This window comes from Nocardioides sp. TF02-7, assembly GCF_022437945.1.
Lineage (GTDB): Bacteria > Actinomycetota > Actinomycetes > Propionibacteriales > Nocardioidaceae > Nocardioides.
Window position 1 is genome coordinate 4567871 of the sequence record NZ_CP092535.1, and the last position, 16720, is coordinate 4584590.

A 16720-nucleotide genomic window follows, 5' to 3' on the forward strand; every position below is an offset into this window, starting at 1 on the left:
GGTCGGCGGGGTTCTGCGTGCGGAGATGAGCCGGGTCGGCGCGTTTGCGTGCGGAGATGAGCCGGGTCGGCGCAGACTCAGGGGGCGGGGATGGCCTTGGTGACCTCGGAGCCGGTGTCGCCGAGCGGCTCCGGGTCCTGGCCGTCGACGGAGATCTCGACCGAGCCGTCGGAGGTCCAGACCCGCACCGGCGGGACGACCTCGAGCTCGGCGGTCTGGCCGAAGGCGAGCGGGCCGTCGAGCACGATGTCGCCGCTCCCGTCGCGGACGACCAGCCGCGCGCCACCGCCGGCTGCGGTCAGCGTCACCGGGACGGCCGCCGCCTTCTTCGGGCCGTTGGAGATCCCGGCGCTCTGGTTGAGCGTGTCGACCGAGGAGACCTCCACCGGACCGTCCATCAGGAGCTTGGCGACCGACCACACCAGCACCGCCGCCATGATCGCCGCCACCAGCACCGACCAGTTGCGGCCGCCGCGCGTGCCGCGGATCGCCCCGCCGGCGCCGGTGGCGAGCTCGGACTCGAAGACCCGGCGCGGGTCGATCGGCGCGTCGGCGTACTTCTCGTCGTACGTCGCCACCAGCGGGCCCGCGTCGACCCCCAGCACCCGGGCCAGGGTGCGCAGGTGGCCCCGTGCGTAGAAGTCACCGCCGCACGGCCCGAAGTCGTCGACCTCGATCGCCTCGATGACGTGCGGGCGGATCCGCGTGCGCTCGGACAGCTGGTCGACGGTGAGCCGCAGCCGCTCGCGCGCGGTCTCGAGCTGCGGACCGACCACCGGCTCGGCCGCGGGCCGCACCGCCAGGTCGTCGAGGACCACGGTGAGCGCCTGGTCGGCCCGGTCGGCCTCCTCCTCGGGCAGCGCCCGCAGCTCGGGGTCGAGGCGCAGGGCGTTCGCGCCCACCGTCGGGCGCGCGCCGGTGTGAGCCTCGACCCCCGGGCGTGTCCCGGGCCGGTGCACCTCGACCCGCGCCGGCGCCGCCACCGGGCGCCCCGGGGCCGGCGGGTCGACGACCACGGCCTCGATCTCGTCGGTCGACGCGTCGCCGTCGGCGGCCGGGATCCCGTCCACGGTGTCGGTCTCGTCGGCTGCCCCGGTCTCGTCGACGCCGGTCTCGTCGGCGCCGGTCTCGGTTGCCCCGGTCTCTTCGACGTCGTCGGTGCTCCGCCGCTGGAGACGGACGGTGTCCTCGACCATGACACCGCCCGGGGCGTCGGCCTCGCCGTCGTCCGGGTCGACGCCGACACCGTCGGCCTCGTCCTCGGCCAGCCCCGGGACGACCTCGACCACGTCGGCGCGACCGTCGGCCAGCGCGGCCAGCTCGTCGCTCAGCCCGGCCCGATCGGCGCCCACGAGGCGGGTCGCGAGGGTCAGCGGGACGACCAGCTGCTGGCCGTCGTCGCCGACCACCAGCAGGTGGCCGTCGCGGAGGCGCGCGGCGCGGCAGGTGCTCGAGGCACTCGACGCCGTCCCACGCGATCCCCTCCCAGGTCGCGCCGTGCCGCAGCCGTACGCCGAGCGGGTCGGCAACGAGCAGCGGCGCACGGCCGTCGACCAGCGCGGCGAGGTGCAGAAGGGTGACGACGGCGAGGACGCCGAACGTCGCCCAGTCGAGCGCGGCGCCGTCGTCGAACGCCCGGAGCGCGAACGCGACCGCCAGCACGGCGGCGACGGCACCGACGACGCCGGACAGGGCGACGTTGCGGCGCACCTCGACCTGCCGCGTGGGCTCGTCACCCCGGCTGTCGGCCGGGACGTCGGCCTGGTCCTCGGCCTGGTCCTCGGTCTGGTTCTCAGGCTGGGTCTGGGTCTCGGTCTCGTCGGTCATGGCGTCATGCCTCCCCCTGGATCGTGGCGATCACGGAGTCGAGCTCGTCGGGCTTCACCAGCACGTCGCGGGCCTTGGAGCCTTCGCTCGGCCCGACCACGCCCCGGCTCTCGAGGATGTCCATCAACCGGCCGGCCTTGGCGAAGCCGACCCGGAGCTTGCGTTGCAGCATCGACGTGGAGCCGAACTGCGTGGAGACGACGAGCTCGATCGCCTGGACGACGAGGTCGAGGTCGTCGCCGATGTCGTCGTCGAGCACCTTGCCGCCGCCCTGCGGCGCGGTGACGTCCTCGCGGTACGACGGCTCGAGCTGGCCCTTGCAGTGCTTGACGACCTGGTGGATCTCCGCCTCGGTCACCCAGCTGCCCTGGACTCTTATGGGCTTCGACGCACCCATCGGCAGGAACAGCCCGTCACCCTGGCCGACCAGCTTCTCCGCGCCCGGCTGGTCGAGGATGACCCGGCTGTCGGCGAGCGAGGAGGTCGCGAACGCCAGCCGCGACGGCACGTTCGCCTTGATCAGGCCGGTGACGACGTCGACCGAGGGGCGCTGCGTCGCGAGCACCAGGTGGATGCCGGCGGCGCGCGCGAGCTGGGTGATCCGGACGATCGCGTCCTCGACGTCGCGCGGCGCCACCATCATCAGGTCGGCGAGCTCGTCGACGATGACGAGCAGATAGGGGTACGGCGTCAGCACGCGCTCGCTGCCGGGCGGCACCTCGACCTTCCCCGCGCGGACAGCCTTGTTGAAGTCGTCGACGTGGCGGAAGCCGAAGTTGGCCAGGTCGTCGTAGCGCAGGTCCATCTCGCGCACAACCCACTGCAGCGCCTCGGCGGCCTTCTTGGGGTTGGTGATGATCGGGGTGATCAGGTGCGGGACGCCCTCGTAGGCGTTGAGCTCCACCCGCTTGGGGTCGACCATGATCATCCGGACCTCGTCGGGTGTGGCCCGCATCAGCACCGAGGTGATCATCGAGTTGATGAAGCTCGACTTGCCGGAGCCGGTGGCGCCGGCGACCAGCAGGTGCGGCATCTTCGCGAGGTTGGCGACGACGAAGCCGCCCTCGACGTCCTTGCCGAGGCCGGACACCATCGGGTGGTGGTCGTTGCGCGCCACGTTGGAGCGCAGCACGTCGCCCAGGGGAGACGATCTCCTTGTCGGTGTTGGGGATCTCGACGCCGACCGCGGACTTGCCGGGGATCGGGCTGAGGATCCGCACGTCCTCCGAGCCGACGGCGTAGGGAGATGTTGCGCGCGACGCCGAGGATCTTCTCCACCTTCACGCCGGTGCCGAGCTCGATCTCGTAGCGGGTGACGGTCGGGCCGCGCGTGTAGCCGGTGACCTGGGCGTCGATGCCGAACTCGTCGAGCACCTGGCTCAGCTTCTCGACCACCGCGTCGGACGCCTTCGACCGGGCGCGGTGCGGCGAGCCGGGCTTGAGCACGTCGCCGGCCGGCAGCGTGTAGGCGATGTCGCCGGAGAGCGCGAGCTGCTCGACCCGCTGCGGCAGCGGGCTGTGCGGCGGCGGCTCGAGCTCGCCGGTCTCCTCCTGCGCCGCGGGCGCCGGCGGCTCGGGCTCGGCCGGGTCCTCGAGCGGGATGTCGATCGGCTCCCGCAGCTCCATCGATTCCTCGGTGCTGGGGTCGGGCTTGCGGCCGCGCCGCTTCTTCCGCGGCTCGGAGAGCAGCGGCGTGTCGTAGGCCGGGTCGCCCATCAGCGGGTCGACGGTGTCGTCACCGCCGCGGGTCCGGATCGGCTGGGTCTCCTCGTCCGCGGCGTCACCGGCGCCGTGCGGGTGGCCGAGCAGCAGGTCGCCGAGCTCGCGCAGCCGGTCGGGCACCCGGTAGAGCGGGGTCGCGGTGATGACCAGCACCCCGAAGAACGCGAGCAGCGCCAGCAGCGGCACGACGACGTACGCCGACCGGAGCAGGTCGAGCAGCAGCGCCGAGACGACGTACCCGACGGCGCCCCCGCCCTCTCGCAGCGGCGAGGTGTCGCCGCTGACCGGCTCGGGGCTGCCGTTGGCGATGTGGACGATGCCGAGGAGCCCGAACGCGAACGTGGTCCACCCGATCACCTGCCGGCCGACCGGCCCGTTGCGCACCGGGTCGCGCATCACCCGCCAGCCGGCGAGGAGCACGACCAGCGGGACGAACCAGCCGACCTTGCCGACGGAGCCGGAGACGACGGTGCGCACCAGCTCCATGGCGCCGCCGGGCACCTCGAACCACACGCCGGCGGCGACGACCACGGCCAGCCCGCACAGCAGCAGCCCGACGCCGTCGCGCCGCTGCTCGGGCTCGATCTCCTTGACGCCGCCGACGATCCCCGCACTGACGGCTCCGACGCCGTGCGCGATCCCGAGCCACACCGCCGCGAGGGCGCGGGCGAGCGCAGAGAAGGACCGGGCCACCGGGCCGGGCCCGCTGCGGACGGCGCGCGGGGCCGGTCGCCGGGACTTCGTGGCCCGGGACTTGGACGTACTCCGTGGACGCGAGCTGGTGCCTGCCTTGCCGCTGCTGCGGCTGGTGGACGTGCTCCGGCTGCGCGACCGCGGCGGGGGAAGACGTACGGGTCGCCATGCTGCGACCCTACTCATTCGTCACTCCAGCCACAGGGATCACGGAAGCGTGTCGCCGCGCCGGATCCGGCCGAGGTGAGCAACTGGTAACAAGAACCCGACACGCCCGGAAAAATCAAGGTCTAGATCCGGATCGAGCCGACTTCTAGGGTTCCGGATGGTGCCCCCTCTCGGGCCGCACCTCCCGCAATTCATGCATGGGAAGGGACCACTCGGTGAAAATTCTGTCTCGGGGCCACAGCTTGACGCTCGGCCTCGCCCTCATCGCCGCCGGCTTGGCGGCACCCCCGATGATGAACACCGCGACGGCGGCGCCCAGGCCGGACCCGACCGCGGTCGAGAAGATCCGGCAGGCCGCCGACGGCGCCGTGGCGCTCCGCACCAACCCCGCCACCGGCAAGGCGGGCATCGTCCGCGCCAAGGCCGCCGACGGAGACCTGCTGCCGTCCGTGGCCGCCGACAACGTCGCGCAGGCCAGGACGAAGGCCGACCGGTACGTCGACCGGTACGCCGCCGACGTGTTCGGCGTGGAGGCCAGCCAGCTCGAGCCGACCGAGGTCTTCACCGACCGCTACGGCTCCTCGATCACCTTCACCCAGTCCTACGACGGCATCCCCGTCTTCGGCGCGGAGCTGAAGGCGCACGTCGACAAGAGCGGCCGGCTCACGTCGGTCAACGGCTTCGTCGTGCCCGACGCCGAGGTGGACACCACGGCGACGGTCTCCGAGGAGCAGGCGACGGCCCGGGCCCTCGGCGCGGTCAAGAGCCGCCCGTCGGGCTACGAGGACGCCCTCCCGGACGCCGTCGCCGACACCCTCGAGGTGCGCTCGGTCGACAAGACGATCTACCGGATGGGCTCCACCCGCGGCATCCCGGGCAAGTCCCGCCTGGCGTGGGCCGTTGAGGTCTGGAACCAGGACACGGTCCGCGAGACCGTCATCCTGGACGCCGCCACCGGCAAGGTCCTCAACCGCTGGTCGATGATGGCGCACGCCCTCGACCGTGAGCTCTACGAGGGGGCCTACGACCCGGAGAACCTCGTCTGGGAGGAGGGCGACCCGTTCCCGGGAGACCTCGACGAGGACCAGCAGAACGAGGTTCTCGGCACGGCCGAGGCCTACTGGATGTTCATGAACACCTTCGGCTACGACGCCTGGGACGGCGAGGGTGGCCAGATGATCACGGTCAACAACGACCCGACCATCAACTGCCCCAACGCCAACTGGAACGGCGTCACGACCAACTACTGCACCGGCGTGACGGGTGACGACACCGTCGCGCACGAGTGGGGCCACGCCTACACGGAGTCGACCTCGGGCCTGATCTACCAGTGGCAGTCGGGCGCGATGAACGAGGCGTACTCCGACATCTGGGGCGAGACAGTCGACATGCTGAACGACCGCCACAACGAGGGCGGCGAGACGCAGGACGACCCGGTGCTGCGCACGCCCGGCCAGTGCTCGGACTTCACCCGCTCCGCGGTCGACATGGAGATCACCGCCCCGGAGGAGGTCGCCGGTCCCTGTGAGGCGATCCCGGCGTCCTTCGGCCCGGTGTTCGGCCAGGAGCCCGTGACCGGCACCGCCGTGGTGGCGACCGACGAGGCCAACGACGACGGCCCGACGACCACCGACGGCTGCACGGCGTACGACAACGCCGAGGAGATCGAGGGCCAGTGGGCCTACGTCGACCGCGGCACCTGCACGTTCCAGGTCAAGGCGGACAACGCCGTGGCCGCGGGTGCGGTCGGCATCGTGGTCGGCAACACCGAGTCCGGTGCGATGACGTCCATGTCCGGCGTCGCCGACCTCTACGGCGTGATGGTGTCGTTCGAGGACGGTGCGAAGTTCAAGGAGGCCGGCGAGCCCGTGTCCTTCGAGATCTCCGCGGTGCCGGCCGACACCGACGAGACCTACCGCTGGCTGTCGGGAGAGTCGGACCCGGCGTTCGGCGGCGCGATCCGCGACATGTGGAACCCGAACTGCTACGGCGACCCGGGCCGCGTCTCCGACGCCGAGTACACCTGTGACGAGAACTACGACGACGCCGGCGGCGTGCACACCAACTCGGGTGTGGTCAACCGTGCCTTCGCGATCCTGGTCGACGGCCTCCCCGGAGTCGTCCAGCCGATCGGGCTGGACAAGGCGGCCAACATCTTCTGGCACACGCAGACCAACCACCTGACGCCGACCTCGGGCTTCGCCGAGCTGGCCGACGGCCTGGAGGCCTCATGCGCCACGCTGACCGGTGAGGACATCAACGAGGTGACGCTCGGGGGAGCCGACGGAGCCCGACGGCTCCGACGGTGCGGCCACGCCCGAGCTGGCCGACCCGATCACCGCCGCCGACTGCGCAGCGGTGACCGACGCCATCGCCGAGACCCAGCTGCGGATGGAGCCCGTGAAGTGCAACTTCCAGCCGCTCCTGGAGAAGGGTGAGGTCTCCTGCGGCACGGGCCTCGAGTCGACGACGACCTGGTCGGAGGACTTCGAGGACGGTCTCGAGGGCTGGACCCAGGACCACGAGTTCGGCGACTACGCAGGCATCGGCTTCCCGCAGCTCGGCGGCAACGTCCACCACCCGTGGGTGACGACCGACGACATGCCGACGGTCACCGAGTACCCCGGTGGCAGCGGCACGCGGGCGCCGTCCACGGTCGCCTACGGGGCCGACCCGACGACCGGCAGCTGCGCGGGGCGACGCGAACGACGAGTCGTCCCGCAACGGGCTGATCTCGCCGGTGATCGAAGTCCCGGAGGGCTTCCAGCCGCGGCTCTCGTTCGACCACCTGGTGGCGACCGAGGCGCTGTACGACGGCGGCAACGTCAAGTACAGCACCGACGGCGGGGAGACCTTCGAGGTCATCCCCGAGGAGGCATGGGTGTTCAACGGCCCGCGCGGGGAGTTCGAGTCGGCTGCGGCCGGCAACAGCAACCCGCTCGCCGGCGAGCCGGGCTTCACCGGCACCGACGGCGGCGAGAGCACCGGTTCGTGGGGCACCTCGGTCATCAGCCTGCCGCGGCTCGGCCTGATCCCGGGCGACACCGTGCAGTTCCGGTTCGACATGGGTCGCGACGGCTGCAACGGCGTGGACGGCTGGTACGTCGACGACGTGCAGGTGTCGATCTGCGAGGAGGCCGACGAGGCTCCCGCGAAGGCCAACACGAAGACCAAGGTCGTGTCGGTCAAGCCCAAGACGATCAAGCGCAACAAGCCGTTCTTCGTGAAGGTGAAGGTCGGCAGCGCCGACACCCCGAAGGGCAAGGTGCAGATCCGGAAGGGCAAGCGGGTCCTCGGCCAGGGCACGCTGAACAGGAAGGGCGTCGTCACCATCAAGGTCGCGAAGCGCAAGCTCGCGGTCGGACGGCACCAGCTGGTGGCCGTCTACGTCGGCAACGCGTCGTTCAAGGCGAGCCGCGACGCGTTCCGGGTGCGGGGTGGTCCGCAGGTGACCACCGCCTGACCCGGGCGCAGCACGAAGTCGGGCCCCGCTCCTCCTCCGGGAGGGGCGGGGCCCGATGTCTTGCGACGCCTCGCGGCTCGCCGCGGCTCTCGGCGACGAGGGCCGGCGGCTGCTACGCCTCGACGACGACCGGGATGATCATCGGCCGCCGGCGGTGGGTGTTGCTCACCCAGCGGCCGATCGTGCGGCGCACGGTCTGCTGCAGCTGGTAGGTGTCGGTGTTGCCTTCCTCGATCGAGCGGTTGACCGCGTCGACGATCGGCTGCTTGATCTCCTCGAAGTCCGAGTCGGCCCACGCGTGGCCGCGGGCGTGGATCTCGGGGCCGGACGACACCTTCCCGGAGACGGAGTCGACGACGACGATCACCGAGATGAAGCCCTCCTCACCGAGGATCCGGCGGTCCTTGAGCTCGGTCTCGGTGACGTCGCCGATCGACTGGCCGTCCACGAAGACGTAGCCGGCGTCGACCTTGCCGGCGACCTTCGCGACACCGTCGACGAGGTCGACGACCATGCCGTCCTCGGCGTAGACGACGTTCTCGACACCGGTCTCCTTGGCCAGCGCGCCGTTGGCGAGCATGTGCCGGATCTCGCCGTGCACCGGCAGCACGTTGCGCGGCCGCACGATGTTGTAGCAGTAGAGGAGCTCACCGGCGCTGGCGTGGCCGCTGACGTGCACGAGCGCGTTGCCCTTGTGCACGATGTTGGCGCCCCACCGGGCCAGACCGTTGATCACGCGGTAGACCGCGTTCTCGTTGCCGGGGATCAGGCTGGAGGCCAGCACGACCGTGTCGCCGGACTCGAGGTGGACGAAGTTGTGGGTGCGGTTGGCGATCCGCGCGAGGGCGCTCATCGGCTCGCCCTGCGACCCGGTCGAGATCAGCACCTGGCGCTCGGGGGGGCAGGTCGGCCAGCTCCTTGGCCTCGACCATCACGCCGGGCGGGATGGTGAGGTAGCCGAGGTCGCGGGCGATCCCCATGTTGCGCACCATCGACCGCCCGACGAACGCGACCTTGCGCCCGTGGGCGACGGCGGTGTCGAGGATCTGCTGCACGCGGTGCACGTGGGAGGCGAAGCAGGCGACGATGATCCGCTGGCCGGCGTCGCGGAAGACCTGGTCGAGGACCGGGGTGATCTTCTTCTCCTGGGTGGTGAACCCCGGCACCTCGGCGTTGGTGGAGTCGGTCAGGAAGAGGTCGACGCCCTCCTCCCCCAGCCGGGCGAACGCGCGCAGGTCGGTGATCCGGCCGTCGAGCGGCAGCTGGTCCATCTTGAAGTCGCCCGTGTGCAGCACCATCCCGGCGCCGGTGCGGATCGCCACCGCGAGCGCGTCGGGGATCGAGTGGTTGACCGCGACGAACTCGAGGTCGAACGGGCCGAAGCTGACCCGGTCGCCCTCCTTGACCGTCTGGAACGCGGTCTGCTTGAGCCGGTGCTCCCGGATCTTGCCGTTGACCAGGGCCAGCGTCAGCTCGGAGCCGACCAGCGGGATGTCCGGGCGCTCGCGGAGCAGGTACGGCGTCGCGCCGATGTGGTCCTCGTGACCGTGGGTCAGCACCAGGGCCTCGACGGCGTCGAGGCGGTCGCGGATCGGCGCGAAGTCGGGGAGGATCAGGTCGACGCCGGGGTGGTGCTCGTCGGGGAAGAGCACGCCGCAGTCGACGATCAGCAGGCGGCCGTCGTACTCGAAGACGGTCATGTTGCGGCCGACCTCGCCGAGGCCGCCGAGCGGGATGACGCGCAGGCCGCCCTTCGGCAGCTCCGGCGGCGGGCCGAGCTCGGGGTGCGCGTGGCTCATGCGACGACCTCGACGCCGGCGGCCTCGAGCCCGGCCCGGAGGGCGGCGAGCTCGGTGTCGTCGAGCTCGACCTGCGGGGACCGCACGCGGCGGTTGTCGAGGACACCGGTGAGCTGCAGGGCGGCCTTCGCCGCGGTCGCGCCGTAGTTGGGGGCACCCATGATCGCCTCGATCGCCGGCTGCATGCCGGCGTAGGTGTCGAGCGCGGCGGCCGGGTCGCCGTGGTGGAACGCCTCGAGCATCTGCCGCAGCCGGTCGCCGAGCACGTGGCCGACGACCGAGACGAAGCCGACCGCGCCGTGGGCCAGCCAGGCCAGGTTGAGCGCGTCGTCGCCGGAGTAGATCGCGTAGCCGAGGTCGAGCAGCCGGGTGCCGCGGGCGAGGTCGCCGGTGGCCTCCTTGACGGCGACGACGGTGTCCCAGGCAGCGGCCTCGCGGTAGACGTCGAGACCGATCGTCGTGCCGGTGCGGCCCGGCACGTCGTAGAGCATCACCGGCACGTCCGTGGCCGCGGCGACCTGGCGGAAGTGCTCGACGAGCCCACGCTGGGCCGGCTTGCTGTAGTACGGCGTCACCAGGAGCAGACCGTCGGCGCCGACCTTCTCGGCCTGCCGGGCCAGCTCGAGGGACGTGCGGGTGTCGTTGGTGCCGACCCCGGCGACCAGCGTGACGCCGGGCCCCACGGCGTCGCGGACCGCGGCGAGGACCTCGCCGTCCTCGGCGACGGTCGTCGTCGGCGACTCACCGGTCGTGCCCGACACGACGATCCCGTCGTGCCCGTGGTCGACGAGGTGGCGCGCAACCTTCTGGGCCCCCTGGACGTCAACAGTGTTGTCCTCCCGCATGGGGGTGACCATCGCGGTCAGCACGGTGCCGAAGGGAGGCGAAGTCATGGGTCAAGGCTATCCCCTGCGGCGCGTGCGCCCGCCGACCCGGGGCCGTGCCGCCGCCGGCGACGGCGCGCGATCGGCGGTAATGACCCGGCCGCGGGCGTCGGGTGATGTAATCCGGACGCACATTCGATCGGGGAGGATCCACGCGTTGTCCATCACTGCTGCCTGCCGGTACGTCGGCCTCGCGCTCCTGGCGGTCGCGACGGCGCTGCTCGCGTCGCTGACGGGACCGACCGACGCCGACAGCGGCCCGCAGGCGGCGGCGGCCGCAGCCGCCGCCCCCGACCGGCGGCCCAACATCGTGCTGATCCTCACCGACGACATGCGCAAGGACGAGCTGCGCTTCATGCCGAACGTGCAGCGGCTGCTGGTCGCGCAGGGCACGACCTACACCGGCGCCCTTTCGCCGAACCCGCTCTGCTGCCCCCGCGCGGGCGGAGATCCTCACCGGGCAGTACGGCCACAACAGCGGCGTCCAGACCAACCGGGGCCGGTGGGGCGGCTACCAGAGCCTCCGCCAGCCGGACAACACGATCGCCACCTGGCTGCAGGACGCCGGCTACCTCACCTCCCACCACGGCAAGTACCTGAACCTGTACCAGCTCGAGGCCTCGCCCACGGAGCGGGGCTGGACGGTCTGGGACACCCAGGTCCGGGGCACGTACACCTACGACAAGCGCGCGATCTTCGTCGACGGCGACACCTACCGCAACCGCTACATCTCCGGCATCATCGCCGCGCGCAGCAACCGCGCGATCACCCGGTTCGCGAAGGCCGACCAGCCGTTCTTCACCGTCGTCAACCACGTCGCCCCCCACAACGCGGCCGAAGCCGAGGACGGCGACGCCTGGGGACTGCCCGTCGCCCAGCGCAAGTACCGCCGCCACTACGCCCGGCTGCGGCCGACGTCCGCGCACAAGCCGTCGTACCTCGAGAAGGACGTCTCCGACCTCCCGAGCGACCTCCGACGCCACTCCACCACCCACCGGCGGATGACCCAGTTCGCCCGGGCCCGCGCACGGGCCCTGCGCTCGGCCGACGACGCGGTCGCCTCCACGATCCGCCGGCTGAAGCGGCTCGGCGAGCTCGACAACACCTACGTCGTGTTCGCCTCCGACAACGGCTTCCTCCTCGGCGAGCACCGGCTGCGCGGCAAGGACCTGCCGTTCGACGAGGCGCTCGAGATCCCGCTGGTCGTGCGGGGCCCCGGCGTCGCCCGCGGCGCCCGGGTGCACGAGCCGGTGACCCTGGTGGACCTCACGGCCACCTTCCTCGACTGGGCCGGGGGCGTGGAGCCCGGGCGGACCCTCGACGGCCTCAGCCTGCGCCGGTTGACGCGCGGCAGCCGCGACACCCTCCCGATCCAGATCGGCGACACCGTCGCCGACGCGACCCCGGGCTGGCGGTACTGGGGGGTCACCACGCGCCGCTACCTCTACGCGGTGCACGCCGGGAGGCCCAGCACCGGTGTCCTCTTCGACCGGTTGCGGGACCCGCACGCCCTCGTCAACCGCCTCTACGACCCGGCGTACACCCACATCCGCGCCGAGCTGGAGCGTCGCAGCTCGCAGCTCATCCGGTGCAACGGGCAGAAGAGCTGCAACCAGGCGTTCGGGCCGCTCGCGGGGCCGAAGCCCTGGGCCGGCGGCCGGCCCGCCGAGCCGCGCCCGGCGGTCCCGCCGCCGGGCATGCAGCCCTCCGGCGACCACTACTGACCGCCCCTGGCGCCGCCGGTCGGTCACACGTGGGGCATGACCTCCTCGGCCACCAGGTGCAGGTGGTCGAGGTCGGCGAGGTCGAGGACCTGGAGGTAGACGCGCTGGGCGCCGGCCTCGGCGTAGGTGCCGATCTTGTCGACGACCTCCTGCGGGGTGCCGGCGAGCCCGTTGGTCCGCAGCTCGTCGACCTCCCGGCCGATCGCACCCGCCCGGCGGGCGATCTCTGCCTCGTCCGTGCCGACGCAGAGCACCAGCGCGTTGGACCAGGTCAGCGAGGAGGGGTCGCGACCGACGTCCTCGCAGGCGGCGCGCACCCGGCCGAACTGCTCGCGGGTCGTGTCCACGTCGACGAAGGGCAGGTTGAACTCGTCGGCGTACGCCGCCGCCAGGGCGGGCGTGCGCTTCTTGCCCAGCCCGCCGACCAGGACAGGCGGGCCGCCCCGGCGGCCACCGTCCTGCACCGGCTTGGGCAGCGCGGGCGAGTCCGCCAGCCGGTAGTGCCGCCCCTCGAAGTCGTAGCGCTCCCCGCCGGGGTCGCCCACAGCCCGGTGACCAGCTCGAGCTGTTCCGCGAACCGCTCGAAGCGCTCGCCGGTGCCGGGGAACGGGACCCCGTAGGCGGTGTGCTCGCCCTCGAACCAACCGGCGCCGAGGCCGAGCTCCACCCGGCCGCCGCTCATCTGGTCGACCTGGGCGACCTGGATGGCGAGCACGCCAGGGTGCCGGAAGGTGGCGCTGGTCATCAGCGTGCCGAGCCGGATCGTGCTGGTGTCCCGGGCGAGACCGGCGAGCGTCGTCCACGCGTCGGTCGGTCCGGGCAGCCCGTCCCCGCCCATCGTCAGGTAGTGGTCGGACCGGAAGAAGGCGCCGTAGCCGAGCTGCTCGGCGGTGCGGGCGACCGCGAGCAGGTCGTCGTACGAGGCACCCTGCTGGGGTTCGGTGAAGACTCTGAGCTCCATGGCTCCTAGCCTTCCAGACGCCTCCTGACCGCCTCCTCCGTGCGCCGCCACCACACGATCTCGAACCCGTCGCGCGGCTCCCGCCGCACCTCCTGCCACTCGGTGCGGTCGAAACCAGGGTAGAACGTGTCGCCCTCCGGGCTCAGGTGGATCTCGCTGATCACCTGCTCGTCGGCGAACGGCAGCGCCGCCGCGTAGACCGCCGCACCGCCGGCGACCATCACCTGCCGGTCCGCCGGGGTGCCGTCGAGCAGCCGGTCCGCGAGCGCGAGGGCCTCGGTGACGCTGTGGGCGACGTGGACCCCCTCGTCGGACCAGCCGGTGTCGCCGGTGAGGACGACCGTCGTGCGGCCGGGCAGCGGCCGGCCGATGCCCTCGTGCGTGGTGCGTCCCATCAGCAGCACGTGCCCGGTGGTGAGGGCCTTGAAGTGGTCCCAGTCGGCCTGGATCTTCCACGGGATGCCCCGCGCCGCGCCGATCACGCCGTTGTCCGCCACCGCGGCGACCATCGTCACCGGCCTGCCGCCCGGGGTCATCCGGTGGCGCCGATCGGGGAATCGGTGGACACTCGCGCAGTCATGGGACGAAGCCTGCCATCCGCGGTCGTGGCGCTGCTGCTCGCCACGACGGCGGCGTGCTCGACGGAGGGCTCCGACGTCGACGAGCCCCGCGGCGGCGCCGAGGAGTCGCCGTCGGTGGTCGTGGTGCCTCCGTCGACGCCGAGCGGCCGGGTGGAGGCCGAGCTGCTGCAGTACTCCCGCGACGCCGCCCGGCACCGGATCCAGGTGTGGCTCGACAACGGCACCGGCGAGGACGTCGAGCCGACGCGGATCGTCTACGACGACCCCCGCCTGTCCCGCCCGATCCGCGCGCAGCGGCTGCGCACCGCCCCCCGCCGGGCTGCGCCGCGGCTACCCGCTGCCGCTGCCCGAGCCGCGCTGCGCCGACGTGCCGGCCCGGGACCCGGTGGTCGTCGTGCACACCGCGTCCGGACGGCAGCCGGTGCCGGTGACCGATCCGGTCGACGTCGTCGGCCAGTACGTCGCAGCGCGCTGCTTCGAGGTCGATGTACGCCGGCTGGTCGACCTGCGCTGGGCGGACACGGTCCCCGCGCGGGACGGCATCGGCACGCTGACCCTGGTGGCGACGCCGACCGGACGGCCCGGAGCGGTCGAGGTCGTCGAGGTGGGAGGGACGCCGGTCTTCGGGCCCCCGCCCGGGGAGTCGTGGACGATCCGCGCCCGGGTCGAGGCCTCCGACCCGCCCCCGCCGCTTCGCGCTGCCCGTCACGCCGGTGCGCTGCGACAGCCACGCCTTCCTCGAGGCGGGCGGCGCGACCGCCTTCCGGCTCACCCTCCGGGTGGGCGGTCGCACCGGGCGGTTCGTGCTCCGGATGTCACCCGCGGGTGGGCGGGCCGCGATCGACCACGGCCTCGAGACCTGCCACCTCGGCCGCGACGGCTGAGCTCGCCGTCCGGGCCGGGCCCCTCCTGTCAGACCGCGATCGGCGCCTTGATCGCCGGGTGCGGGTCGTAGCCCTCGACCCGGACGTGCTCGAGGTCGAAGGCGTCGATCTCCGTGATCGACGGGTCGAGCCACAGCGTCGGCAGCGGCCGCGGGTCGCGGGTCAGCTGGAGCCGCGCCTGCTCGAGGTGGTTGGAGTAGAGGTGGGCGTCGCCGAGCGTGTGCACGAAGTCGCCGACGCGCAGGCCCGTGACCTGCGCGACCATGTGGGTCAGCAGCGCGTAGGACGCGATGTTGAACGGCACGCCGAGGAACACGTCGGCCGAGCGCTGGTAGAGCTGGCAGCTGAGCCGCCCGTCGGCGACGTAGAACTGGAAGAGCGTGTGGCACGGCGCCAGCGCCATCTGCGGGATGTCGGCGGGGTTCCACGCCGAGACGACGTGGCGGCGGCTGTCGGGGTCGGTGCGGAGCTGGTCGACCACCTGGGCGAGCTGGTCGATGTGCTGCCCGTCGGGTGCCGGCCACGACCGCCACTGGGCGCCGTAGACCGGGCCGAGGTCGCCGTCGTCGTCGGCCCACTCGTCCCAGATGGTGACGCCGCGGTCCTGCAGCCACTTGACGTTGGTGTCGCCGCGGAGGAACCACAGCAGCTCGGCGAACACCGACCGGGTGTGCACCTTCTTGGTCGTCACCAGCGGGAAGCCCTCGCCGAGGTCGAACCGCATCTGGTGGCCGAACACGCTGAGCGTCCCGGTGCCGGTGCGGTCGCCCTTCGCCACGCCCTCGTCGAGGATCCGGCGGACGAGATCGAGGTAGGCCTGCACGGCGGTCAGCCTACGCGCTGAGCGACATCGGTCCGTACACCTCGCGGTCGAGCTCGAAGAGGGTGACGGCGGCGACGCCCTCGTCGGCGAGGGGCGGACCAGGTCTCGCCGATCCACGACTCGGCGTCGGCCTGGCTGGCGAACCGGCGGTCGCCGTACTCCTCGGCGGCGGGCCCGGTGAGCTCGACCTCGGTGCCGGCGGCGTCCTCGAGGCGCCACCACCAGGGCCGCTCGGCCGGGGACGGCTGTCGGAAGATCGGGGGCGGGTCGGGGAGGTTCACGACTCACGCACCTGGGTCCGGACGAACGGCGGTCGGGTGACCTGGAACGTCTCGCGGCGGCCGCGGACGTCGACCGCGACCTCGGCGTCGTCGGCGACGACCGACGCCACCAGCGCCAGGCCGATCCCCTTGCGCAGGGTCGGCGAGAACGTGCCGGAGGTGATCTCGCCCAGCAGCACGTCGGGCACCAGGCTCACCGACATGTGCGGGCGGGGGGATCGCCCGCCCGGCCGCGACCAGCCCGACGAGTCGGCGCCGCGGCCCCTTCTCCTTCTCCGCGAGCAGCACGTCCCGGCCCCAGAACTCCGGCTTCGACCACCCGACGGCCCACCCGAGCCGCGCCTCGTTGGGGGTGACCTCGGGCCCGATGTCCCTGACCGTGCAACGGGTAGCCCATCTCGGTGCGCAGCGTGTCACGGGCACCGAGGCCGCACGGCACGATGCCGTGCTCCGCACCCGCCTCCAGCAGCGCGTCCCACAGCTCGACGGCGACCTCGGCGGGGGCGATCAGCTCGTAGCCCCGCTCCCCCGTGTAGCCCGTGCGGCACACCGTCAGCCGCCGGCCGCCGAGCTCGGCGTCGACGAAGCTCATGTACTCGTGGCCGACCGGCAGGCCCACCGCCGACAGCACCTCGTCCGACCGCGGACCCTGGACGGCGAGCACCGCCTGCTCGTGGTGGTGGTCCGTGACCGTCACCCCGTCCGGCAGCTCGGCGACCAGGCGGCGGACGACCTCGGCGCTGTTGGCCGCGTTGGGCACCAGCAGCACGTCGTCGTCGCCCTCGAGGTAGGCGATGACGTCGTCGACGATGCCGCCGGTCGCCGGGTCGCAGCAGAGCGTGTACTGGGCCTTCCCGGGGCGGATCCGGCCGAGGTCGTTGGTCAGCGTGCGGTTCACGTACGCCGCCGC

12 protein-coding genes and 3 pseudogenes are annotated in these 16720 nt (G+C 72.4%); 4 read left to right on the top strand and 11 right to left on the bottom strand.

Annotated features, from left to right (window positions below):
- Nucleotides 1-77: 77 nt before the first annotated feature.
- Nucleotides 78-1409 carry a RodZ domain-containing protein gene (locus MF408_RS23740; protein WP_240249637.1) on the bottom strand — a complete coding sequence of 444 codons (1332 nt, stop codon included), beginning with the start codon at nucleotides 1407-1409 and terminating at the stop codon, nucleotides 78-80.
- 422 nt (nucleotides 1410-1831) lie between these two features.
- A pseudogene (locus MF408_RS23745) lies at nucleotides 1832-4411 on the bottom strand (DNA translocase FtsK).
- Between the two features lie 274 nt (nucleotides 4412-4685).
- Between MF408_RS23745 and MF408_RS26285 the strand changes: the two are divergent.
- Together MF408_RS26285 and MF408_RS23765 are read left to right on the top strand one after the other, a co-directional pair.
- The gene (locus tag MF408_RS26285; RefSeq protein ID WP_275693286.1) at nucleotides 4686-6848 is read left to right on the top strand and encodes a M4 family metallopeptidase; all 2163 of its coding nucleotides are present in this window, start codon (nucleotides 4686-4688) and stop codon (nucleotides 6846-6848) included.
- 302 nt (nucleotides 6849-7150) lie between these two features.
- Nucleotides 7151-7873, top strand: a complete 723-nt coding sequence (locus MF408_RS23765) for an Ig-like domain-containing protein (protein WP_240249638.1) — start codon at nucleotides 7151-7153, stop codon at nucleotides 7871-7873.
- Nucleotides 7874-7985: 112 nt separating this feature from the next.
- Here MF408_RS23765 and MF408_RS23770 read toward each other — a convergent pair.
- Together MF408_RS23770 and dapA are read right to left on the bottom strand one after the other, a co-directional pair.
- Nucleotides 7986-9672: pseudogene (locus MF408_RS23770) on the bottom strand (ribonuclease J).
- Entirely contained in the window at nucleotides 9669-10565 is an 897-nt protein-coding gene (dapA, locus tag MF408_RS23775; RefSeq protein ID WP_240249639.1) for a 4-hydroxy-tetrahydrodipicolinate synthase, read from the bottom strand. The pseudogene MF408_RS23770 and the gene dapA overlap by 4 nt, the downstream one beginning before the upstream one ends.
- Before the next feature lie 440 nt (nucleotides 10566-11005).
- Between dapA and MF408_RS23780 the strand changes: the two genes are divergently transcribed.
- Nucleotides 11006-12280 (top strand): sulfatase-like hydrolase/transferase, encoded by a 1275-nt coding sequence (locus MF408_RS23780; protein ID WP_240252157.1) that lies wholly within the window; start codon nucleotides 11006-11008, stop codon nucleotides 12278-12280.
- A 23-nt stretch (nucleotides 12281-12303) separates the two neighbouring features.
- On the opposite strand, the gene MF408_RS23785 is transcribed toward MF408_RS23780, so the two are convergent.
- The 3 genes and pseudogenes from MF408_RS23785 to MF408_RS23795 all read right to left on the bottom strand — a co-directional run bounded on the left by MF408_RS23785 (nucleotide 12304) and on the right by MF408_RS23795 (nucleotide 13777).
- Complete coding sequence (locus tag MF408_RS23785) at nucleotides 12304-12924, bottom strand: LLM class flavin-dependent oxidoreductase (protein ID WP_240252159.1); 621 nt, start codon at nucleotides 12922-12924, stop codon at nucleotides 12304-12306.
- A pseudogene (locus tag MF408_RS23790) lies at nucleotides 12846-13241 on the bottom strand (LLM class flavin-dependent oxidoreductase); the annotation flags it as partial. The gene MF408_RS23785 and the pseudogene MF408_RS23790, both read right to left, overlap by 79 nt.
- Before the next feature lie 5 nt (nucleotides 13242-13246).
- Nucleotides 13247-13777 carry a dihydrofolate reductase gene (locus MF408_RS23795; protein WP_240249640.1) on the bottom strand — a complete coding sequence of 177 codons (531 nt, stop codon included), beginning with the start codon at nucleotides 13775-13777 and terminating at the stop codon, nucleotides 13247-13249.
- Nucleotides 13778-14535: 758 nt separating this feature from the next.
- Here MF408_RS23795 and MF408_RS23800 point away from each other — a divergent pair.
- Nucleotides 14536-14706 carry a hypothetical protein gene (locus tag MF408_RS23800; RefSeq protein ID WP_240249641.1) on the top strand — a complete coding sequence of 57 codons (171 nt, stop codon included), beginning with the start codon at nucleotides 14536-14538 and terminating at the stop codon, nucleotides 14704-14706.
- Nucleotides 14707-14734: 28 nt separating this feature from the next.
- Here MF408_RS23800 and MF408_RS23805 read toward each other — a convergent pair whose 3' ends face one another.
- From MF408_RS23805 to MF408_RS27510, 4 genes are read right to left on the bottom strand one after another with little or no spacing between them, the layout of a single operon-like run.
- Entirely contained in the window at nucleotides 14735-15529 is a 795-nt protein-coding gene (locus tag MF408_RS23805; protein ID WP_240249642.1) for a thymidylate synthase, read from the bottom strand.
- 5 nt (nucleotides 15530-15534) lie between these two features.
- Nucleotides 15535-15810 carry a hypothetical protein gene (locus MF408_RS23810; RefSeq protein WP_240249643.1) on the bottom strand — a complete coding sequence of 92 codons (276 nt, stop codon included), beginning with the start codon at nucleotides 15808-15810 and terminating at the stop codon, nucleotides 15535-15537.
- On the bottom strand, nucleotides 15807-16013 hold the full coding sequence (locus tag MF408_RS27505; RefSeq protein ID WP_345893809.1) for a glycine cleavage T C-terminal barrel domain-containing protein: 207 nt from the start codon (nucleotides 16011-16013) through the stop codon (nucleotides 15807-15809). Before MF408_RS27505 ends, MF408_RS23810 begins: the two co-directional genes overlap by 4 nt.
- A complete protein-coding gene (locus MF408_RS27510) occupies nucleotides 16004-16708 on the bottom strand; it encodes a hypothetical protein (RefSeq protein ID WP_345893810.1) in 705 nt (234 codons plus the stop codon). The genes MF408_RS27505 and MF408_RS27510 overlap by 10 nt, the downstream gene beginning before the upstream one ends.
- Between the last annotated feature and the right edge of the window lie 12 nt (nucleotides 16709-16720).

Coding starts and splice junctions, on each gene's coding strand:
- dapA (WP_240249639.1), bottom strand. CDS start 10,565: ATGACTTCGCCTCCCTTCGGCACCGTGCTGACCGCGATGGTCACCCCC.
- MF408_RS23795 (WP_240249640.1), bottom strand. CDS start 13,777: ATGACCCCGGGCGGCAGGCCGGTGACGATGGTCGCCGCGGTGGCGGAC.
- MF408_RS27505 (WP_345893809.1), bottom strand. CDS start 16,013: ATGTCGGTGAGCCTGGTGCCCGACGTGCTGCTGGGCGAGATCACCTCC.